This window comes from Streptomyces sp. NPDC002564, assembly GCF_042889645.1.
Lineage (GTDB): Bacteria > Actinomycetota > Actinomycetes > Streptomycetales > Streptomycetaceae > Streptomyces.
In genome coordinates, this window is sequence record NZ_JBIARE010000006.1 from 182,588 (window position 1) to 200,149 (window position 17,562).

Annotated in this window: 16 protein-coding genes; 4 read left to right on the forward strand and 12 right to left on the reverse strand. The window is 75.2% G+C overall.

What is annotated here, in order from left to right; all coding sequences use genetic code 11:
• Positions 1–316: 316 nt before the first annotated feature.
• On the reverse strand, positions 317–2,866 hold the full coding sequence (locus tag ACFYXE_RS22495; protein WP_389314953.1) for a helicase-associated domain-containing protein: 2,550 nt from the start codon (positions 2,864–2,866) through the stop codon (positions 317–319).
• A 161-nt stretch (positions 2,867–3,027) separates the two neighbouring features.
• On the opposite strand from ACFYXE_RS22495, the gene ACFYXE_RS22500 reads away from it, so the two are divergent.
• Positions 3,028–4,668 (forward strand): DNA repair helicase XPB, encoded by a 1,641-nt coding sequence (locus ACFYXE_RS22500; RefSeq protein ID WP_361181420.1) that lies wholly within the window; start codon positions 3,028–3,030, stop codon positions 4,666–4,668.
• Between the two features lie 25 nt (positions 4,669–4,693).
• Here the strand turns inward: ACFYXE_RS22500 and ACFYXE_RS22505 are convergent, their stop codons facing one another.
• The gene (locus tag ACFYXE_RS22505) at positions 4,694–5,842 is read right to left on the reverse strand and encodes a glycosyltransferase 87 family protein (protein WP_389315532.1); all 1,149 of its coding nucleotides are present in this window, start codon (positions 5,840–5,842) and stop codon (positions 4,694–4,696) included.
• 129 nt (positions 5,843–5,971) lie between these two features.
• The gene (locus ACFYXE_RS22510; protein WP_389314956.1) at positions 5,972–6,160 is read right to left on the reverse strand and encodes a hypothetical protein; all 189 of its coding nucleotides are present in this window, start codon (positions 6,158–6,160) and stop codon (positions 5,972–5,974) included.
• Between the two features lie 425 nt (positions 6,161–6,585).
• On the opposite strand from ACFYXE_RS22510, the gene ACFYXE_RS22515 reads away from it, so the two are divergent.
• The gene (locus tag ACFYXE_RS22515) at positions 6,586–7,812 is read left to right on the forward strand and encodes a hypothetical protein (RefSeq protein WP_389314958.1); all 1,227 of its coding nucleotides are present in this window, start codon (positions 6,586–6,588) and stop codon (positions 7,810–7,812) included.
• An 84-nt stretch (positions 7,813–7,896) separates the two neighbouring features.
• Here ACFYXE_RS22515 and ACFYXE_RS22520 read toward each other — a convergent pair whose 3' ends face one another.
• From ACFYXE_RS22520 to ACFYXE_RS22535, 4 genes are all read right to left on the reverse strand, one after another.
• Positions 7,897–8,880 (reverse strand): ABC transporter substrate-binding protein, encoded by a 984-nt coding sequence (locus ACFYXE_RS22520; RefSeq protein WP_389314960.1) that lies wholly within the window; start codon positions 8,878–8,880, stop codon positions 7,897–7,899.
• A 76-nt stretch (positions 8,881–8,956) separates the two neighbouring features.
• The gene (locus ACFYXE_RS22525; protein ID WP_389314962.1) at positions 8,957–9,784 is read right to left on the reverse strand and encodes an ABC transporter ATP-binding protein; all 828 of its coding nucleotides are present in this window, start codon (positions 9,782–9,784) and stop codon (positions 8,957–8,959) included.
• A complete protein-coding gene (locus ACFYXE_RS22530) occupies positions 9,781–10,884 on the reverse strand; it encodes a FecCD family ABC transporter permease (RefSeq protein WP_389314964.1) in 1,104 nt (367 codons plus the stop codon). The genes ACFYXE_RS22525 and ACFYXE_RS22530 overlap by 4 nt, the downstream gene beginning before the upstream one ends.
• Positions 10,881–11,879, reverse strand: a complete 999-nt coding sequence (locus ACFYXE_RS22535; protein ID WP_389314966.1) for a FecCD family ABC transporter permease — start codon at positions 11,877–11,879, stop codon at positions 10,881–10,883. Before ACFYXE_RS22535 ends, ACFYXE_RS22530 begins: the two co-directional genes overlap by 4 nt.
• Positions 11,880–11,995: 116 nt before the next feature.
• Here ACFYXE_RS22535 and ACFYXE_RS22540 point away from each other — a divergent pair, with 116 nt between their 5' ends.
• A complete protein-coding gene (locus tag ACFYXE_RS22540) occupies positions 11,996–12,628 on the forward strand; it encodes an HAD family hydrolase (protein ID WP_389314968.1) in 633 nt (210 codons plus the stop codon).
• Here the strand turns inward: ACFYXE_RS22540 and ACFYXE_RS22545 are convergent.
• Complete coding sequence (locus ACFYXE_RS22545; protein WP_361180818.1) at positions 12,625–12,882, reverse strand: hypothetical protein; 258 nt, start codon at positions 12,880–12,882, stop codon at positions 12,625–12,627. The genes ACFYXE_RS22540 and ACFYXE_RS22545 overlap by 4 nt on opposite strands.
• 186 nt (positions 12,883–13,068) lie before the next feature.
• Here ACFYXE_RS22545 and ACFYXE_RS22550 point away from each other — a divergent pair, with 186 nt between their 5' ends.
• A complete protein-coding gene (locus ACFYXE_RS22550; protein ID WP_076685560.1) occupies positions 13,069–13,452 on the forward strand; it encodes a cold-shock protein in 384 nt (127 codons plus the stop codon).
• 46 nt (positions 13,453–13,498) lie between these two features.
• On the opposite strand, the gene ACFYXE_RS22555 is transcribed toward ACFYXE_RS22550, so the two are convergent.
• The 4 genes from ACFYXE_RS22555 to ACFYXE_RS22570 all read right to left on the reverse strand — a co-directional run bounded on the left by ACFYXE_RS22555 (position 13,499) and on the right by ACFYXE_RS22570 (position 17,079).
• Positions 13,499–14,398 (reverse strand): 1,4-dihydroxy-6-naphthoate synthase, encoded by a 900-nt coding sequence (locus ACFYXE_RS22555; protein ID WP_389314971.1) that lies wholly within the window; start codon positions 14,396–14,398, stop codon positions 13,499–13,501.
• Complete coding sequence (locus ACFYXE_RS22560) at positions 14,391–15,110, reverse strand: futalosine hydrolase (protein WP_389314973.1); 720 nt, start codon at positions 15,108–15,110, stop codon at positions 14,391–14,393. Before ACFYXE_RS22560 ends, ACFYXE_RS22555 begins: the two co-directional genes overlap by 8 nt.
• Positions 15,080–15,589: a DUF2771 domain-containing protein gene (locus ACFYXE_RS22565; RefSeq protein ID WP_389314975.1), complete on the reverse strand. Its 510-nt coding sequence runs from the start codon at positions 15,587–15,589 to the stop codon at positions 15,080–15,082. The genes ACFYXE_RS22560 and ACFYXE_RS22565 overlap by 31 nt, the downstream gene beginning before the upstream one ends.
• Positions 15,590–15,684: 95 nt before the next feature.
• Positions 15,685–17,079 (reverse strand): MFS transporter, encoded by a 1,395-nt coding sequence (locus ACFYXE_RS22570; RefSeq protein ID WP_389315534.1) that lies wholly within the window; start codon positions 17,077–17,079, stop codon positions 15,685–15,687.
• Between the last annotated feature and the right edge of the window lie 483 nt (positions 17,080–17,562).

The following is a 17,562-nucleotide window of genomic DNA, read 5'->3' on the forward strand; positions in this document are numbered from 1 at the left end:
GCGGGAGACCGCCCGGTTTCCGTCCGGACGGCGGCGCTCCGCAGGGGGAGGCGGGAAGGGGGCATCCTAGAGCGCGAAACGAGCCGGATGCCAATGCATTTACCTCCACGACCCACCTCAGAGACAACCCTCAGGCGAGGCTTGGGGGGGCGCGGGGAACTGCGCGACGAGCCCCGCAGGGGCGAGCTTTCAGGGGCGCGGGGAACTGCGCGTCGAGCCCCGCAGGGGCGAGGTCTGAGGGGCGCGGGGAACGGCGCGACCGGCGACGACGGACCCGCACCGGACGACCACCCCCACCCGCCCCGGCCCGGGAGGGCTACTCCGCCAGCTCCGCGACCCCCGTGACGCGATGCAACGGATACGTGCGGACCTCGTCCGCCGTGTGGTCGTACGCCGTCACGAACCCGCCCTCCACACGGACCGGCGCGATGACACGCTGACTCGCCGTGCCCTCGGCGTTCACATAGCCGATCCACACCGCCTCGCCGGTGAGCACCGCCGCCTGCATGGTCGCCAGCGTCTCCGCGGCCGTGGTGCGCGGCAGCCGCCCGTCCGCCGTCGCCGGGGCCTCCTTGCGCGGCGCCGTGGACGCCAGATCGCCCGCCCGGATCGCCCGCACCGCCGCGTCGACGAGCGTCGGACCGGGCAGCGGCGGCCCGTCGGGCACCGGCTCCGGCGCCGAGCGGGGCGGCGTGCGGTAGGCGTGCGCGCGGGTGATCAGGACGTCGCCCTCCGCGCTCTCCGCGGCCGGCGCGAAGCCCATCGCACGCAGCCCCTCGAGGAGCGTGCCCGGATCCGCCTGGGCGGCCAGCACCGTGGGCGCGAGGCGCCGCAGCCGCAGCCCCTGCGCGCGCTTGTCCGCCAGGATCTCGTTGAGCAGCGCCTCGTCGTCGCAGCGCACGTACGCCGCGGCGGCGCCGATCCGCAGGTGCCCGTGGCGGCGCGCCACGTCGTCGATCAGGTACGCGAGGGGCTGCGGGACCGGCGTACGGGAGTGCGCGGCGAGGAAGGCATGCAGGTCCGACGCGGACTGCCCGGCGTCGAGGGCGCGGCGCACGGAACCGGGCGTGAAGCGGTAGACGGTGGCGCCGCCCTTGGACTCGATGTCGGCGAGGACGGCGAGCGCGTCGCCGAGCGGCCGCTCCAGCGGGCCGGGGGCCACGGCGGTGAGGTCGGCCTGCAGCAGCACGTGGTCGAGGGGCTCGGGCAGCAGGGGCGCGAGGAGCCGGGCGGCACGGGCGGCGCCCACCTCCCGCTCGGCGGGGCTCTCCTGCTGCGCCGCGCCGGGGTCCTGCGGCAGCAGCGCCCGCCCGTGCGTGGCCAGCGCGCCCCGCCCCGTGATGCCGAGCAGCTCGGCCTCGTCCAGGGTCCAGCGGGCGATGCGGGCGCGCAGGTCCTGCGGGGCGGCGGATTCGGCGGGGTCGGCGGGGTTGGCCGGGCCCTCTCTGGAGGGCCGGCCGCGGCCGGCCGGGGGCCGCTCCCAGCGGAGCCTGGCCCCCAGGGCGTCCGGGTCGGGCGCGGCGCCCTCGGGCAGCCCGGCCAGCAGGGCGAGGACCCGGTGGCGGACCTCGGGGGCGGCGGAGCGGTCCAGGTGTGGGCCGAGGGCGGACAGCGTGCGGTCCTTGCCGTCCCGGCCGCCGACCAGGCCCGCGGTGCGGGTGGCGGCCAGCCAGGCGGTGGCAAGCACCGACCAGCGCCGGGGCGCGGGCAGCTCCTGCCAGTCGTCGTAGGCGGGGGTCGCGGCGTACCGCTCGTCGGCCTCGCCGTCGGAGGCCAGCAGGCCCGCCGCGTAGGCCAGTTCGACCCAGAAGGCGGCGAGCGGCTCGGCCGCGTCGAGCGCGACCGCGGTCCGCTTCAGGTCGCGCACGCTCAGGCCGCCCGCGCGCAGCACGGCGGGGCCGCCCTCGTCCCAGTCCTTCAGGAGTTCCTCGACGGTGGCGAGCGCGGTGTAGGCCTGCCCGGCGGCGGTGGCGTCCACAACCTGTGGACGGTGCTCGCGCGCGGCCACCACGGGCGGCGGCGTCGGCTCGGGCGTGCGGTGCGCGCGCCCGGCGCGCAGGTGCAGGGCGGCCTCGCGGGGCAGCACGACGGTGCCGGGCGCGGTAGGCAGCAGCAGGCCCCGGTCCAGGAGCCAGCGCAGATGACGTGCCGGATCGGCGGTGACCTGCCCGTACGGCGGCCCCCACACCAGCCGGGACAGCACCTCCACGGACTCCGCGGGCGCCTCGTCGAGCAGCGCCGACATCCGGGCGCGGTCCGTGAACAGCGCGGTCAGCGACGCCACGGCGGACACCGGGTCGTGCGTGGTGGGCAGCCCCGCCGCCGCGACGATGTCCTGCACCCGGGTCGGCGACATGCCCGCGGTGGCCTCGGCGACGGTCGGCCCCAGGCCGGTCGGCGAGGGGTGCTGCGGGGCGGGGGCGAGGAGCTCGCGGGCGGTGCGCACCAGCCGCAGCCGGTCGTCGGGCCCCCACACCAGGGCCTGCTCGTGCAGGGTGGCGAGGGCGCGGGGCAGCGCCTCCTCGACGGCGGCGTCCCCGTCGTCCCCGGCGAGCAGGGCGCGGACCTCCTCGTACGAGGCGGGGTCGGGCGCCACGGCGAGCACCTCGGCGACCTGCTGCGCGAACCGGTCGAGCCGTTCCAGGGCGCGCACCACCGAGGCGCGGGTGCCCGCGCGGGTGGCGAGCTGGGTGAGGTCGCCCGGCACCGGTCCGAGCAGGTCGGGGCGCGCCCGCAGCAGCCCGGCGAGCTCGCCGTCCGAGCGCGACCGCAGCGCCTCGGCGAGGGACCGCGGCGGGTCCGCCGCACGCGGCGGTGCGGTGGCGCTCGCGCTGGCGCTGTCCGTGGGCTGCGGCTGGGTGCTCATCCGGTTCACGGTAGCGGGTCGGGCGGGCCCGCCGGTGTGCTCACACCCGCCCCGCGGGCCCCGGATGCGCCGCGCGGGCCGCCGCCCTGTCGCCCACGTCACCACCGCGGGCCGCCGCCATGCGGCACACTGGACGTTTGGCCTAAACGAAAGGCGCTCGCGTGAACGGTCCCCTCATCGTCCAGTCGGACAAGACCCTCCTGCTCGAGGTCGACCACGAGCGGGCCGACGCCTGCCGCCGTGCGATCGCGCCCTTCGCGGAGCTGGAGCGCGCCCCCGAGCACATCCACACCTACCGGGTCACCCCGCTCGGGCTGTGGAACGCGCGGGCCGCCGGACACGACGCCGAGCAGGTCGTGGACGCGCTCGTGGAGTTCTCCCGGTACCCCGTGCCGCACGCGCTGCTGGTCGACGTCGCCGAGACGATGGCACGGTACGGCCGCCTCACGCTCTCCAAGCACCCCACCCACGGGCTCGTCCTGACCACCACCGACCGGCCGGTCCTGGAGGAGATCCTGCGGTCGAAGAAGGTGCAGCCCCTGGTCGGCACGCGCATCGACCCGGACACCGTCGTCGTGCACCCCTCCGAGCGCGGGCAGATCAAGCAGACGCTGCTGAAGCTGGGCTGGCCCGCGGAGGACCTCGCCGGATACGTCGACGGCGAGGCCCACACGATCGACCTGGACGAGAGCGGCTGGTCGCTGCGGCCCTACCAGCAGCAGGCCGTCGAGGGGTTCTGGCACGGCGGCAGCGGTGTCGTCGTGCTGCCCTGCGGCGCCGGCAAGACCCTGGTGGGCGCCGGGGCGATGGCGCAGGCCAAGGCGACCACGCTGATCCTCGTCACCAACACCGTCTCCGCCCGCCAGTGGAAGCACGAGCTGGTCAAGCGGACCTCCCTGACGGAGGACGAGATCGGCGAGTACAGCGGGACCAGGAAGGAGATCCGGCCCGTCACCATCGCCACGTACCAGGTGCTGACGACGAAGCGGAAGGGCATCTACCCGCACCTGGAGCTCTTCGACTCCCGGGACTGGGGCCTGATCGTGTACGACGAGGTCCACCTGCTGCCCGCCCCCGTCTTCAAGTTCACCGCCGACCTCCAGGCCCGCCGCCGCCTCGGCCTGACCGCCACCCTCGTCCGCGAGGACGGACGCGAGTCGGACGTCTTCTCGCTCATCGGGCCCAAGCGGTTCGACGCCCCGTGGAAGGAGATCGAGGCGCAGGGCTACATCGCGCCCGCCGACTGCGTGGAGGTGCGGGTCAACCTCACCGACAGCGAGCGCCTGGCGTACGCCACCGCGGAGGCCGAGGAGAAGTACCGCTTCTGCGCCACCACCGCGACCAAGCGGAAGGTGACGGAGGCGCTGGTCAAGAAGCACGCCGGCGAGCAGACGCTCGTCATCGGGCAGTACATCGACCAGCTCGACGAGCTCGGCGAGCACCTGGACGCGCCCGTCATCAAGGGCGAGACGACCAACGCGCAGCGCGAGAAGCTCTTCGACGCCTTCCGCGAGGGCGAGATCTCCGTCCTCGTCGTCTCCAAGGTCGCCAACTTCTCCATCGACCTGCCGGAGGCCACCGTCGCCATCCAGGTGTCGGGCACGTTCGGCTCGCGCCAGGAGGAGGCCCAGCGCCTCGGCCGGGTGCTGCGCCCCAAGGCCGACGGGCACGAGGCGCGCTTCTACTCGGTGGTCGCCCGCGACACCATCGACCAGGACTTCGCCGCCCACCGCCAGCGCTTCCTCGCCGAGCAGGGGTACGCGTACCGGATCGTGGACGCCGACGACCTGATGGCCGGCTGACGGACGGCGGGGCGGCGGCGCCGGGTCAGGCTCCGCCCGCCGCCTCGACGCGGGCGACGGCCTCGCCTTCGGCTCCGGCGCGGGGGGCCGGCAGTTCCGTGCGCGTACGCGGGTACGTGCTCAGCAGCGGCAGCAGGGCCAGCGCGAGCAGCGGGTACGGCGCCGCCAGGGGCTGCTGCCACCACGGCAGCCGCAGGTCCAGGTCGCCCTGGTGGGGGAGCAGCCAGAAGGTGCGGGCCGTGAAGAGCACGGCGACGGCGACGGCCGCGCGCGGGCGTCCCTCGGCGACCAGCAGGGCGATCAACGGCACGCACCACACCCAGTGGTGGGACCAGCTGATGGGGGAGACGAGGACGGCCGTGAACGCGGTCAGGAGCAGCGCGCGGGGCTCGCCGGGGGCGCGCCGCGCCAGCCACAGCCCGGCGCACGCCGTCAGCGCCGCGGGGACGGCCCACGCGGCGCCCGGTGCGGCCTCGTGCAGCAGGCGGGCGATCAGCCCCTGCAGCGACTGGTTGTCGACGATCCACGCCTTGCCGACCCGGCCCGTCTCGAAGACCCGCCGGGTGAAGAACTCGGCGCTGGCGGCGGGCAGCACGAGCGCGCCGAGCAGCACGGTGCCCGCGAGCCCGCCGAGCGCGGTGCAGGCCTCGCGGGGGCGTCCGCGCAGGAAGAGGTACGCGATGAAGACGGCGGGCGTCAGCTTGATGCCCGCCGCGACGCCGAGCGCGAAGCCCTTGCCGAGGGCGCCGGGCGGCCGGGTCAGGTCCCACAGGACCAGGCAGGCGAGCGCGAGGTTGATCTGGCCGAACAGGACGGTCTGGAAGACGGGTTCGAGCCAGAGGGCGAGCGCCGTGGCGGCGCAGACGGGCGCGGCGCGCACGGGCAGCCCGGCGAGCCGGCAGGAGAGGCGGACCAGCAGGGCGAGCAGGGCCACGTTGCCGACGAGGAAGACGGCCTTGAGGGCGCCCAGCGGGAGCCAGGCGGTCGGCACGAAGAGGATCGCGGCGAACGGCGGGTAGGTGGCGGGCAGTTCCCACTCGGTGACGGTGAACCCGTACAGGTCGCTGCCGTTGGCGACGGCCGCGCCCTCGGCCCGGTAGACCAGGGTGTCCGCCATCGGGACGTCCCGTACGACGCACAGGGCGGCCAGCGCGGCGACGGAGACCGCGAGCAGCAACCCGGCTGCGGTGGGTGAGGGGTTGGTCACTGTACGTGTGTCCACGGGCGTGACCCTAGTGGAGCGGGGGGTGCGGACGGGGCTGCCGTGCCCGGGGGCGGGCGCCCGGTGCGGCCCGGCCGCCGGTCAGTGCTGTCGTACGCCTGCTTCCTCGGCGAACTCGCCGAGCACGACGACGCCGAACGCGGCGCCCACGAGGACCTTGGCGGTCCGCAGGGCACCGCCGAGACGGCCGGGCCGCGCGGTGACGCCCGTGTCCTGGCCTGCGCCGGAGGGGGCGGATGCGGGTGCGGGGGTGAAGGTGGCTGCGCTCATACCTCCATGCTGCCGCCGCCCTCTGGCCCCCACATCGCCCTGCGGTCCACTCCGCGCTCCTCCCCGGGGGCACCTGAGGAGGACCCCGTACACCTTGAGACGGAGAAAAACCCCGAGACACCCCCGACCCCGACCCGCCCCCCGAACCCCGACCCGCCCCCCGGCCCCCTCGAACTCCGGGCCGCCCCCCCCGGCCCGCCCGAACTCCGGGCCGCCCCCCCCCCCCCCCCCCCCCCCGAACCCCGGCCCGCCCCCCCGCCCCCCCCGAAGACGGACGGAGGCAGAAGGGCGGGTGGGTGGGTAAAACGCCGCGAAGCGGCGACGCATCAGCTTCCCCCCATGGGCGCCCCCGCCAGAACCCGGTACGGTCGGAAACCCTGTGCACAACCGCGGCGCGTCAACGCAGCCGCCCCGGAGGGGACTTCGTGGGGATCGAGAGCGATCAGCTGGTCTACGACTATCTGAGCAGGGTCGGAGACCTGGCCCAGCAGCGGCAGTTGCCGTCCGGCGACCGGATGAGACTGGTCTCCGAGCTGCGGAACCGGATCGACCGCGGCCGGACCGCCGGTGTCGGCGACAGCCCGGCGGCCGTCCGCCGCATCCTCGCCCGCCTCGGCACCCCGGAAGAGGTCGTCGACGACGCGGCGGGCGGCACCACAGGCGCCGCAGGCACCACCGGCACCCCCGGCACGACCGCGGACCCGGCAGGACCGGGCGCCCCCCGCACCGCCGTCCCCGGGCAGCGCGGCAGCCGAACGCGCCCCCGCCGGGAACCGGACGAGGCCGACGGGCCCGGAAGTCCGGGAGGACCCGGGCGGTCCCGCGCACCCCGCGCACCCCGCGCACCCCGTGAACCCGCCCGGCGCCCCCGCGCCGAGGCCGGGGAGGAGGCCGCGCCGAGGGGCCTGCGCCGCATCGTCCCCCGCCCGCGCCGCGCCGCCCCCCGCACCCCGGAGCCTCCCGGGCCCGGCGGCCCCGACGACTTCGAGGGCTTCACGGGACCCGTGCCCTCGCCCCCGCACCTCGCGGGCGCCGACGAACTGGGGCCGAGCGGTGCGCAGCCCGACTGGTGGCGGGTGGACAGCAGCCCGTTCGGCCTCGCCGACAGCGTGCCCGGCTTCGTCGGCGGCGTGGAGATCCCCGAGATACTCAAGCCGCCGCCTACCGAGGACGGCTCCGCCGACGAGGAGGACGAGGAAGACGGGGCCGACGGGACAGAGGGGGCCGACGAGGAGGCCACCGAACACGTCCGGCGGCGGCGCTGGCGGATCCCGCGGCCGGGCGGGCGGGGTGTCCGCGCGGACACCGGACCGACGTTCGGCAACCCGCTGCTGCTGCTCGCCGCCGCGCTCCTGGTCGTCGGTGCGGCCCTCGGCAACCTCGTCGCGCTGGGCGTGGGCTGGCTGATCGCCTACATGTCCCGCCGGCTCACCCGCGCCGAGGCGAAGGTCGCCGTCCTCGTGCTGCCCGGCCTCGCGGCGGCCGCCGGGATCACCTGGCTGTGGGGGCGCGGCGAGGGGCGGTGGGGCGACCCGATCAGGGACGGCCACCTGAGCGACGCCATGGCCGACACCTGGCCGTGGGTGGTGCGGGGCGCGGCCGTCGCCTCCGCGCTCTTCCTGCTGTGGCGCTCGCAGCGGTACCGCCCCTGAGGAGGGTCCCCGTAGCCGTGAGGAGCTTCCCCGCACGCGCGAAAGGGCCCCGGACGCACCCGCGTCCCCGTCACCGCTTCTCCGTCACCGCTTCTCCGTCAGGTCCGCCCGCAGCTCGTCGAGGATCCGGTCCGCGGCGGTGTAGCCGATGCCCTGGATCCACAGTTCGTCGTCGACGGTGTGGACGTCGCCCGACCGCACGGCCCGCATCTTCTTCCACAGGCCGCTGCCCACGGTCTGCGTCTCCTTGGACTTCTTCGGATCGCCGTACGTGGAACGGAAGATGACGTCCGCGTCCGCGAGGTCGATCTTCTCGGGGGACAGGTCGTAGGAGAAGCCGTCCTTGGCCTTCGCGGTGATCGGCGGGCGGCCGAGGCCGACGTCCTTGAGGAGGGTGGCGATGTAACTGCGGTCGCCGTAGAGGCGGATGTCGGCGCCCTCGATGAAGCGCAGCACGTTGACCTCGGTGCGGGCGGCCTTCGCGGTCCCGCCGATGGCGGCGGTGACCTTCTTGGTGTGCGCGGTGTACTGGGCGACGGCCCGCTTGGCCTCGGCCTGCCTGCCGAGCGCCTCCGCGTGCACCTGGAAGTTCTGCTTCCAGGGGTAGCCGGTGGTCTCCGTCATGACGGTCGGCGCGATGTTCTTGAGCTGGTCGTACTGGGCGGCGTGCCGGATCTTGGAGGTGAGGATGAGGTCGGGTTCGAGTGCGGCGACGGCCTCCAGGTCGGGGTTGAGCATCTCGCCGACGTCCTTGACGCCCGCGAGCCTGTCCTCGGGCAGGTAGCCGGGGAAGCCCGCGGCCGCCTCGACGTGCGTGGCGCCGACCGGCCGCACGCCGAGCGTGAGCGCGGAGTCCAGCTCGGCGGTGTCCAGGACGACCACGCGCCGCGGTTTCAGGGGGACTTGTACGTCGCCCATGGCGGTCTGGACCGTACGGGTCCTGCCCGGTCCGGCACCGGATCCGCCGGAGTCCGACGCGCCGCAGGCGGCCAGCGCCAGCGCGCCGGTGAGGGCGAGCGCGCCGGTGGTGAGGGAGCGGCGGCGCAGCGGGGTGCGGGTGGGATTCATGGTGACGCCTTTCACGGGGGCCACGGGGCCACGGGGGCCACGGGGCGGGGGAGGGCGGGCGGCGGTGCGGGCCGGCTCACGACGGTGCCCCGGGGTCCGTCCCGGCGTCCGCCGACCACGGCGCGCCCGGCACGACCAGCGGCGAGCCGGTCACGGGGTCCGGGACCACCACGCAGGCGAGACCGAAGACCCGGCGGACGAGGTCCTCGGTGACGATCTCGGCGGGCGGGCCCTCGGCGACGACCTCGCCGTGCTGCATGGCGACGAGGTGATCCGCGTACCGCGCGGCCTGGTTGAGGTCGTGCAGGACGAGCACGACCGTGCGGCCGCGGTCGTGGTTGAGGCGGCGGACCAGGTCGAGGACCTCGACCTGGTGGGAGATGTCCAGGTACGTCGTGGGCTCGTCCAGGAGCAGCAGGCCGGTGTCCTGGGCCAGGGCCATCGCGATCCACACGCGCTGGCGCTGGCCGCCGGAGAGCTCGTCGACGGGGCGTTCGGCGAGCGCGGTGACGTCGGTGCGGGCCATCGCCTCGGTGACCGCCCGCTCGTCCGCGTCGGACCACTGCTGCCACCAGCGCTGGTGCGGCTGGCGGCCGCGGGCGACGAGGTCGGCGACGGTGATCGCCTCGGGCGCGACGGGCGTCTGCGGGAGCAGTCCGATCTGCCGGGCGACCTGGCGGGTGGGCAGTTCGGCGAGCGAGCGGCCGTCGAGCAGGACGCTGCCGGAGCGCGGCTTGAGGAGGCGGCCGAGGGCGCGCAGGGTCGTGGACTTGCCGCAGGCGTTGGGTCCGACGAGCACGGTGACCCGGCCGTCGGGGACGGCGAGGTCGAGGCGGTCGACGACGGTGCGGTCGTCGTAGGCGAGGGTCAGTCCGCTGGCGGCGAGGCGGGCGGGGGCGGTCACGTCGTGCCTCCAGTGCGGGCGGTGCGGGCGGACCGGCGGCCGCCGGGGCCGCGCACGATCAGCCAGATCAGGTACGGCGCCCCGACGGCGGCCGTGAGGACCCCCACCGGCAGCTCGGTGGGCGAGAAGAGGCGGCGGGCCGCGAGGTCGGCGAGGACCACGGTCAGCGCGCCGAGCAGCGCCGAGCAGCCGAGCGGGATCTGCGCGGTCCCGGTCAGCCTGCGGGCGGTCTGCGGGGCGAGGAGCGCCACGAAGTCGACGGGGCCCGCGGCGCCGGTCGCCACCGAGGCGAGGACGACGCCGAGCAGGACCAGACCCAGGCGTACGTGTCCCAGGCGCGTCCCCAGGGCCGTGGCGGTGTCGTCGTCCAGGGTGACCGCGCGCTGGGCGCGGGCGGCCCACAGGACGCACGGGAGCAGGGCGAGCAGGACCACGCCGAGCGGGTTCGCCTCGGCCCAGCCGCGGCCGTTGAGGGAGCCGGTCATCCAGATCTGGGCCTGCTGGGCGACGAGGTAGTCGCCCTTGGTCATGAAGAGGGTGGTCACCGACCGCAGGGCGATGGCGATGCCGATGCCGACGAGGACGAAGCGGGTGGCGTGCAGGCCGCGGCGCCAGGCGACGGCGTACACGAGGGCGGCCGCGGCGATGCCGCCGAGCACGGACAGGTAGGGCAGTGCCGTGTACGAGGTGACGCCGAAGGTCAGCGCGCCGACGGTGAGGGCGCTCGCGCCCTGGCTGATGCCGATGACGTCGGGGCTGGCGAGCGCGTTGCGGGCCACGGTCTGCACGAGCGCCCCGGCCACGCCGAACGCGGCGCCCGCCAACAGGCCCACCACCATGCGGGGTTCGCGGAGGGTGCCCACGACGAGGGTGTCGGGGGAGGGCCGCCCGAGGACGACCTTCAGGGCCTCGGCGGGCGCGACGAAGGACGCGCCGACGCAGAGGTAGGCGAGACAGGCCGCGGCGAGCAGGACGGTGAGGGCGAGGGCCGTGAGGGCGGCGCGGCGGTGCACGAGGAAGGCGGCGGCGCGCACGCGCAGGACGGCGTATCCGGCGGGGCGGACGCGGGGGCGGGGTGCCGCCGCGGGCGCCGACGTCACGCGGCCACCGTCTTCCCGCGGACCAGGACGACCAGGAAGGGCACGCCGATGAGCGCGGTCATCACGCCCGCGGGCACCTCGCTCGGCGGGAACACGATCCGCCCCAGCGTGTCGGAGACCAGCAGCATCACGGGGCCGAGCACCGCCGCCGTGGGCAGGACCCAGCGGTGGTCGCCGCCCACGGCCGCGCGGGCGAGGTGCGGCACGGCCAGGCCGATGAAGGCGACGGGCCCGGCGGCGGCCACGCCCGCGCCGGTCAGGACCGTCGCGCCGAGCCCGCCGACGATCCGGACCGCCGCCACGTTCCGGCCCAGGCCCCGGGCCGCGTCCTCGCCGAGCGCGAGCGCGTCCAGGCCGCGGGCGACGGACAGCACGAGCACCAGGCCCACGAGCAGGAACGGCCAGATCCGGCCGACGATCCCGGCGTCGCGGCCGGACAGCGAGCCGACCTGCCAGAACCGGAATTCGTCGAGCGCGGAGCCCCGGGTGGTCAGCACGGCGGTCGTCACGGACACCAGGAGCGCGTTGATCGCGGCGCCGCCGAGCGCCAGCTTCACGGGGGTCGCGCCGCCCCGGCCGCCCGCGGCGATCGCGTACCCGGCGACGGAGGCCAGTCCGGCGCCGGCGAACGCCCACCAGACGTAGCCGGTCAGGGTGTGCACCCCGGCGAAGGCGATGGCGAGGACGACGCCGACCGCGGCGCCCTGGCTGATGCCGAGGATGCCGGGGTCGGCGATCGGATTGCGGGTCATGCCCTGCAGCACGGTGCCGGCCACCGCGAGGGCGGCGCCGACCAGCACGCCGATCGCGGTGCGCGGCACCCGCATCCCGCGGACCACCTCGGCGGCGTCGCCGTGCCCGCCGTGCAGCAGCGCGTCGAGCACGGCGGCGGGCGCGACGGCGCGGGCCCCGACGGCGAGGCTGAGCAGGACGGCCAGCAGCAGGGCCACGACGGCCGCCGTCAGCACGGCGGCACGTCGGACGGGCACACGCATCGGCTGGGCTCGTTTCACGCGGAGACGACGGACGGCGGAGACGACGGGCGGCGCTGGGGTAAGGCTTGGCTAAGTCTACGGGCGGGCGGGGTGCGGGTCGTCGGCAGAATGGGGGCATGACCACACACACGTTCACCGTCGGCTTCGACCTCGACATGACCCTGATCGACTCCCGGCCCGGCATCAAGGCCGCCTATCAGGCCCTTTCCGCGGAGACGGGGACGTACATCGACGCCGATCTCGCCGTCACCCGGCTCGGCCCGCCCCTGGAGGAGGAGCTGCGGAACTGGTTTCCCGAGGACAGGATCCAGGAGACCGGGGACCGTTACCGGGAGATCTACACCACATACGCCATCGAGCCGACGCTCGCGATGCCCGGCGCCCGCGAGGCGGTGGCCGCGGTGCACGCGCACGGCGGCCGCGCGATCGTGGTGACGGCCAAGCACGAGCCGAACGCGAAGCTGCACCTGGCACACCTGGGCATCGGGGCGGACGCCGTCATCGGCTGGCTGTGGGCGGAGGCGAAGGCCGAGGCGCTGCGCGAGCACGACGCGGCGGTGTACGTCGGTGACCACACCGGTGATGTACGCGGCGCGCGTACGGCGGGCGCGCTGTCCGTCGCGGTGGCGACCGGACCGTGCGACGCAGCGGAATTGCGCGCGGCGGGCGCCGACGTCGTCCTGGGCGGGCTCGACGCGTTCCCCGCGTGGCTCGACGCGTACGTCGCACGGAGCGCCGCGGCGGGCTAGGGCCGGGCGGTGCCGGACCTGGCCTGCCGGCGCTGGAAGGCGACGCCGCGCAGCACGCCGGCGGCGGCCAGCAGGAAGCCGACGCCCATCAGCATGCACACCGCGTAGGCGAAGGACGGAAAGGGCTCGGTGCCCAGGAACAGCGGGGCCACCGTGACCAGTGTGGCCACGGCTCCGACGAAGAAGACGATTGCTCCGGTCCGGACCATTCCATCGCCCGGTCCGGCGGAATTCGCTTGGGTTTTGTCACGCACCCGACCAGGGTAGTTCCCAGCGCGTAGGAAGAATCCGGGGACGTCTTGTCACCGGCCCCCGGACCAATAGTCTTGGGTTCGGCGGGTCGGGCGACCCGCTGTAGTGCTATCCAGAGCCGTTTTCGCCGCGTCGTACCGGACGGGCGGGGCCGGCACAGACGAGTGCGACGAGGACGAGGACTTCACGTGCCTACCGGCAAGGTCAAGTGGTTCAACAGCGAGAAGGGCTTCGGCTTTCTCTCCCGCGACGACGGCGGCGACGTCTTCGTGCATTCCTCCGTACTGCCCGCCGGCGTCGACACACTCAAGCCCGGTCAGCGCGTCGAATTCGGCGTCGTCGCCGGACAACGCGGTGACCAGGCCCTTTCCGTGGCGATTCTCGACCCGACCCCGTCGGTCGCCGCCGCCCAGCGCCGCAAGCCGGATGAACTCGCCTCGATCGTCCAGGATTTGACGACCCTCCTGGAGAACATCACGCCGATGCTGGAGAAGGGCCGCTACCCCGACAAGGCGTCCGGCGCGAAGATCGCCGGCCTGCTGCGGGCCGTCGCTGACCAGCTGGACGTGTGACGGACGGCCCGCAGGACCCGTCGCGGGAGCGATCACTCGAGGACCGCTAGGGGAACGCCAGAGCGTCCGGGCCGAGGGGCGGCACGAGGCCCTCGGCCGCGGCGCGCGTGAGCAGGCCGCGGACCGCCGCGTAGCCGTCCTCGCCGAGGTCGGCGGTGAACTCGTTGACGTACAGGCCGATGTGCTGGTCGGCCACCGCCGGGTCCATCTCCTGGGCGTGCTCCAGGACGTAGGGGCGGGAGGCCTCCGGGTCGTCCCAGGCCAGCCGGACCGAGGTGCGGGCGGCGTCCGCCAGCGAGCGCAGCGCGTCCGCGCCCAGCGACCGCTTCGCGACGATGGCGCCCAGCGGGATCGGCAGCCCCGTCGTGGCCTCCCAGTGCTCGCCCATGTCGGCGAGGCGGTGCAGGCCGTAGTTCTGGTACGTGAAGCGCGCCTCGTGGATGACCAGGCCCGCGTCGACCTTGCCGTCGCGCACCGCGGGCATGATCTGGTCGAAGGGCAGCACCACGATCTCGCCGACGCCCCCGCCGCCCAGGGTGTCCGCGGCCCACAGGCGGAAGAGCAGATAGGCCGTCGACTTCTCGCTGGGCACGGCGACCGTCCGGCCCGTCAGGTCCACGCCCGCCTCGCGGGTGAGCACGAGGGGCCCGCAGCCGCGGCCGAGCGCGCCGCCGCAGGGCAGCAGCGCGTACGTGTCCAGGATGTAGGGCAGCACCGCGTAGGAGACCTTCAGGACGTCCAGGTCGGACGTCTCGGCGGCGGACGCGGCGCGCTCCGCGATGCCGTTGGTGATGTCGATGTCCGCGAACGTCACGTCGAGGGCGGGCGCGCCGGGCACCCGGCCGTGCGCCCAGGCGTCGAAGACGAACGTGTCGTTGGGGCAGGGCGAGTACGCGATGCGCAGCGGACGGTCGAGGGGGGCCGCGGGGGCGTCGGGCTCAGTCATGTGTGGTGCAACTCCTCAGTACCGGCGCGAACTTCCCGAACGCGTCGCTCAGCGCGGTCAGCGCGTCGCCGATCCGCCAGGCGGCGCGGTCGCGCGGGCCGACGGGGTTGGAGACCGCGCGGACCTCCAGGACGGGCAGGCCGTGCAGGGCGGCCGCCTCGGCGACACCGAACCCCTCCATCGCCTCGGCCAGGGCCCGCGGATGGCGCGCGCGCAGCTCGGCGGCGCGGGCGGCGGAACCGGTCACGGTGGAGACGGTCAGGACGGTGCCGGTCGCGGCACCGCAGGCGTCGGCCGCACCCCGTACGAGGGAACGCGGCGGACGGTGGGTGACGGCGCCGAAGCCCAGCTCGGTGACGGGCGCGAAGCCGTCGGGGGTCTCGGCGCCCAGGTCGGCGACGGTGATCTCGTCGGCGACGACGAGCGAGCCGACGGGGGCGTGCGGGACGAAGCCGCCGCCGATGCCCGCCGACACGACGAGGCCGTAGGGCCGGTCCGCGGCGGCGGCACGGGCGAGTGCGGTCGCCGTGCCCGCCGCGGCGGCGGCCGGGCCCACGCCGACGGCCAGGACGTCCAGGCCGGGGATCCCGGTCAGCGCCCCGGCCACCGCGTCCCGTTCGGCGGGGACGGCGGTGGCGACCAGGACGCGCGGGGGTGTCCCCGGGGGCGCGGGGTGCGGGGTCAGGAGTCCTTCTCGAACTTGAACGACCACAGGCCGGTGGCCTTCGACTCGGAGCCCTTGCCGCCCTCGAGCAGGCTGACGGTCGACTTGGAGCCGCCGCCGCCGTACTGCTGGTTGAAGAAGACGCTGCCCGGGATGACCACGTACGTCTTCTTGCTGGCCTCGGTCAGCGGCTGACCGTTCATCAGCAGGGTCCAGCCCTTGTCGGCGATCTCCGGGTCGACGCCGAAGCGGACCTTCTCGTCGGGGTCGACCTTGACGGACTTCACGTCCTTGTCCTGCAGGCAGGACTTCAGCTGGGAGGGCTTCAGCTCCTTGCCGTCGTTGTAGCAGGAGGCTTCGGTGTTCACCGAGTCGCTGCCGACCGTCACGGTGGCCAGCGGCGTCGGCTTGTCGCAGGCCGAGAGGACGAGGAGGCCGGCGGAGACGGCGCCAAGGGCGGCCACGGTGCGGCGGCGGCGCGCCGCGCTGTTCACATTCGCGGCTCCGCCGCGGAGCAGGGAGGTCATGGGCGAAGGCTATCGGGCGCGTCGGGGGGTCCTGCTACGTGGGGGTCACGGGCGTGCCGTGCGCGGGGGCCGCGGACCGGCGCCGGGGCGGCGCGTCAGACCACCCGGGCGCGGCGGGGGCCGCCGCGGCGGGCCGAGGACAGCAGCCCGCGGACGGTCGAGAGCCAGCCGACCGCCACGATCGCGGCGGCCACCGACAGGCCGAGCGTCCCGATCAGCGGCAGCGCGATGCCGATGCCGCCGCCGATCACCCAGGCGACCTGGAGCATCGTCTCGGAGCGGGCGAAGGCGGAGGTGCGGACCTGCTCCGGGACGTCCCGCTGGATCAGCGCGTCCAGGGACAGCTTGGACAGGGCCTGGGCGAAGCCCGCGCAGGCGCCGAGACAGGCGACGCCGACCGCCCCGAAGAACAGCGCGGACGTGATCGCCACGCCGAGGACCACCGCGACGACGGTCACGATGATGACCTCGGGCGCGCGGGACTTCAGCCAGGCGCCCACCGCCGTGCCCAGCGCGTTGCCCGCGCCCGCCGAGACGCCGACGATGCCGAGCGAGACGGCGGCGCTCTGCCCGGCGAGCGGGTGCTCGCGCAGCAGGAACGCCAGGAAGAAGATCAGGAATCCGGACAGGCAGCGCAGCGCCGCGTTCGCGGCCAGCGCGTGGGTGACGGCGGGGCCGACGGTGCGCAGGCCCATGCGGCGCCTGCGCGTGGTGTCGCCGGCGGCCTCGGCGCGGGCGTGCAGGTGCAGGTGCTCCTCGTCGGCGGCGAGCAGCGCCTTGCTCTCGCCCTTGGACGAGTCGACCTTGTGCGGCAGCGAGAACGACAGGAACATTCCGGACATGAAGATCGCGAAGGCGCCGAACAGCGGCCAGCGCGGCCCGATGGCCTGCAGGCCGGCCCCGGCGGGCGCGGCGACGGCGGTGGCGAGCAGGCCGCCGAGGGTGACCCGGGAGTTCGCCTTGACCAGGGAGAACCCGGGTGGCAGCAGCCGGGGCACGACGGCGCTTCTGACCACGCCGTACGCCTTGGACGCCACGAGCACGCCGAGCGCGGCGGGATAGAGCTCCACGCTGCCGGTCACCACGGCGCCCGAGAGGACCAGGGCGAGCAGCGCGCGGGCCAGCATGGCGCCGGCCATCGCGGCGCGGCGGCCGTGCGGGAGGCGGTCCAGGAGGGGGCCGATGACGGGGGCGAGGAGGGTGAAGGGCGCCATCGTGATGGCGAGGTAGAGGGCGACGCGGCCGCGGGCCTCGTCCGTCGGCACCGAGAAGAACACGGTCGAGGCGAGGGCGACGGTGATCATGACGTCGCCCGCGCCGTTGACGGCGTGCAGCTCGATGAGTTTGCCGAGTCCCGACTCGCCCGCTCCGTGGGCATGGGTGGCCTTGCGGATGCCGCGGGCCGTGCCGGTGAAGGGGTAGTACAGGGCGCGGCCGAGCGCGCGGGCGGTCCGTCTCGCCGGTCCCGGCGAGACGGTTCCTACGGACATCGACCTGGTGGGGGCCACTCCGTCATAGTGCCCCCTCCGGGGGCCGGCAAGTGTGGATACGGCCTGTGAGCCGTGCCGGGCTGTCTTCGACGGGCCGTTCCACCGCGCGGCCCGCACGGAATTGTCCCGTCCGGAGGTGCGTGATCCCTTGGCGGGTGCCCGGCGATTCCAGGTGTCCCGGCACGTCCCGGCTGCGGCGCGCCCGCTGCGCGGCCTTTTCCCCACCCGCCCGCCCGATCCCCACCCGGCACATCCGGGCCCCGCGTGCCCGCTGCGCGGCCTTTTCCCCACCCGCCCGCCCGATCCCCACCCGGCACATCCGGGCCCCGCGTGCCCGCTGCGCGGGCTTTTCCCCACCCGCCCGCCCGGTCTCCACTCGGCGCGTCCCGGTCCCGCGTGCCCGCTGCGCGGGCTTTTCCCCACCCACCCGCCCTTGGTTGTCCGGCCGTCCGGTGGTGGTCAGGGCGGGTGGGTGGGGAAAAC

What these genes read in the sequence shown, in the direction of transcription:
- ACFYXE_RS22555 (WP_389314971.1), bottom strand. Translation starts at nt 14,398, where the DNA reads ATGACTGAGCCCGACGCCCCCGCGGCCCCCCTCGACCGTCCGCTGCGC.
- ACFYXE_RS22520 (WP_389314960.1), bottom strand. Translation starts at nt 8,880, where the DNA reads ATGAATCCCACCCGCACCCCGCTGCGCCGCCGCTCCCTCACCACCGGC.
- ACFYXE_RS22565 (WP_389314975.1), bottom strand. Translation starts at nt 15,589, where the DNA reads ATGACCTCCCTGCTCCGCGGCGGAGCCGCGAATGTGAACAGCGCGGCG.
- ACFYXE_RS22495 (WP_389314953.1), bottom strand. Translation starts at nt 2,866, where the DNA reads ATGAGCACCCAGCCGCAGCCCACGGACAGCGCCAGCGCGAGCGCCACC.
- ACFYXE_RS22535 (WP_389314966.1), bottom strand. Translation starts at nt 11,879, where the DNA reads ATGCGTGTGCCCGTCCGACGTGCCGCCGTGCTGACGGCGGCCGTCGTG.
- ACFYXE_RS22570 (WP_389315534.1), bottom strand. Translation starts at nt 17,079, where the DNA reads ATGTCCGTAGGAACCGTCTCGCCGGGACCGGCGAGACGGACCGCCCGC.
- ACFYXE_RS22510 (WP_389314956.1), bottom strand. Translation starts at nt 6,160, where the DNA reads ATGAGCGCAGCCACCTTCACCCCCGCACCCGCATCCGCCCCCTCCGGC.
- ACFYXE_RS22540 (WP_389314968.1), top strand. Translation starts at nt 11,996, where the DNA reads ATGACCACACACACGTTCACCGTCGGCTTCGACCTCGACATGACCCTG.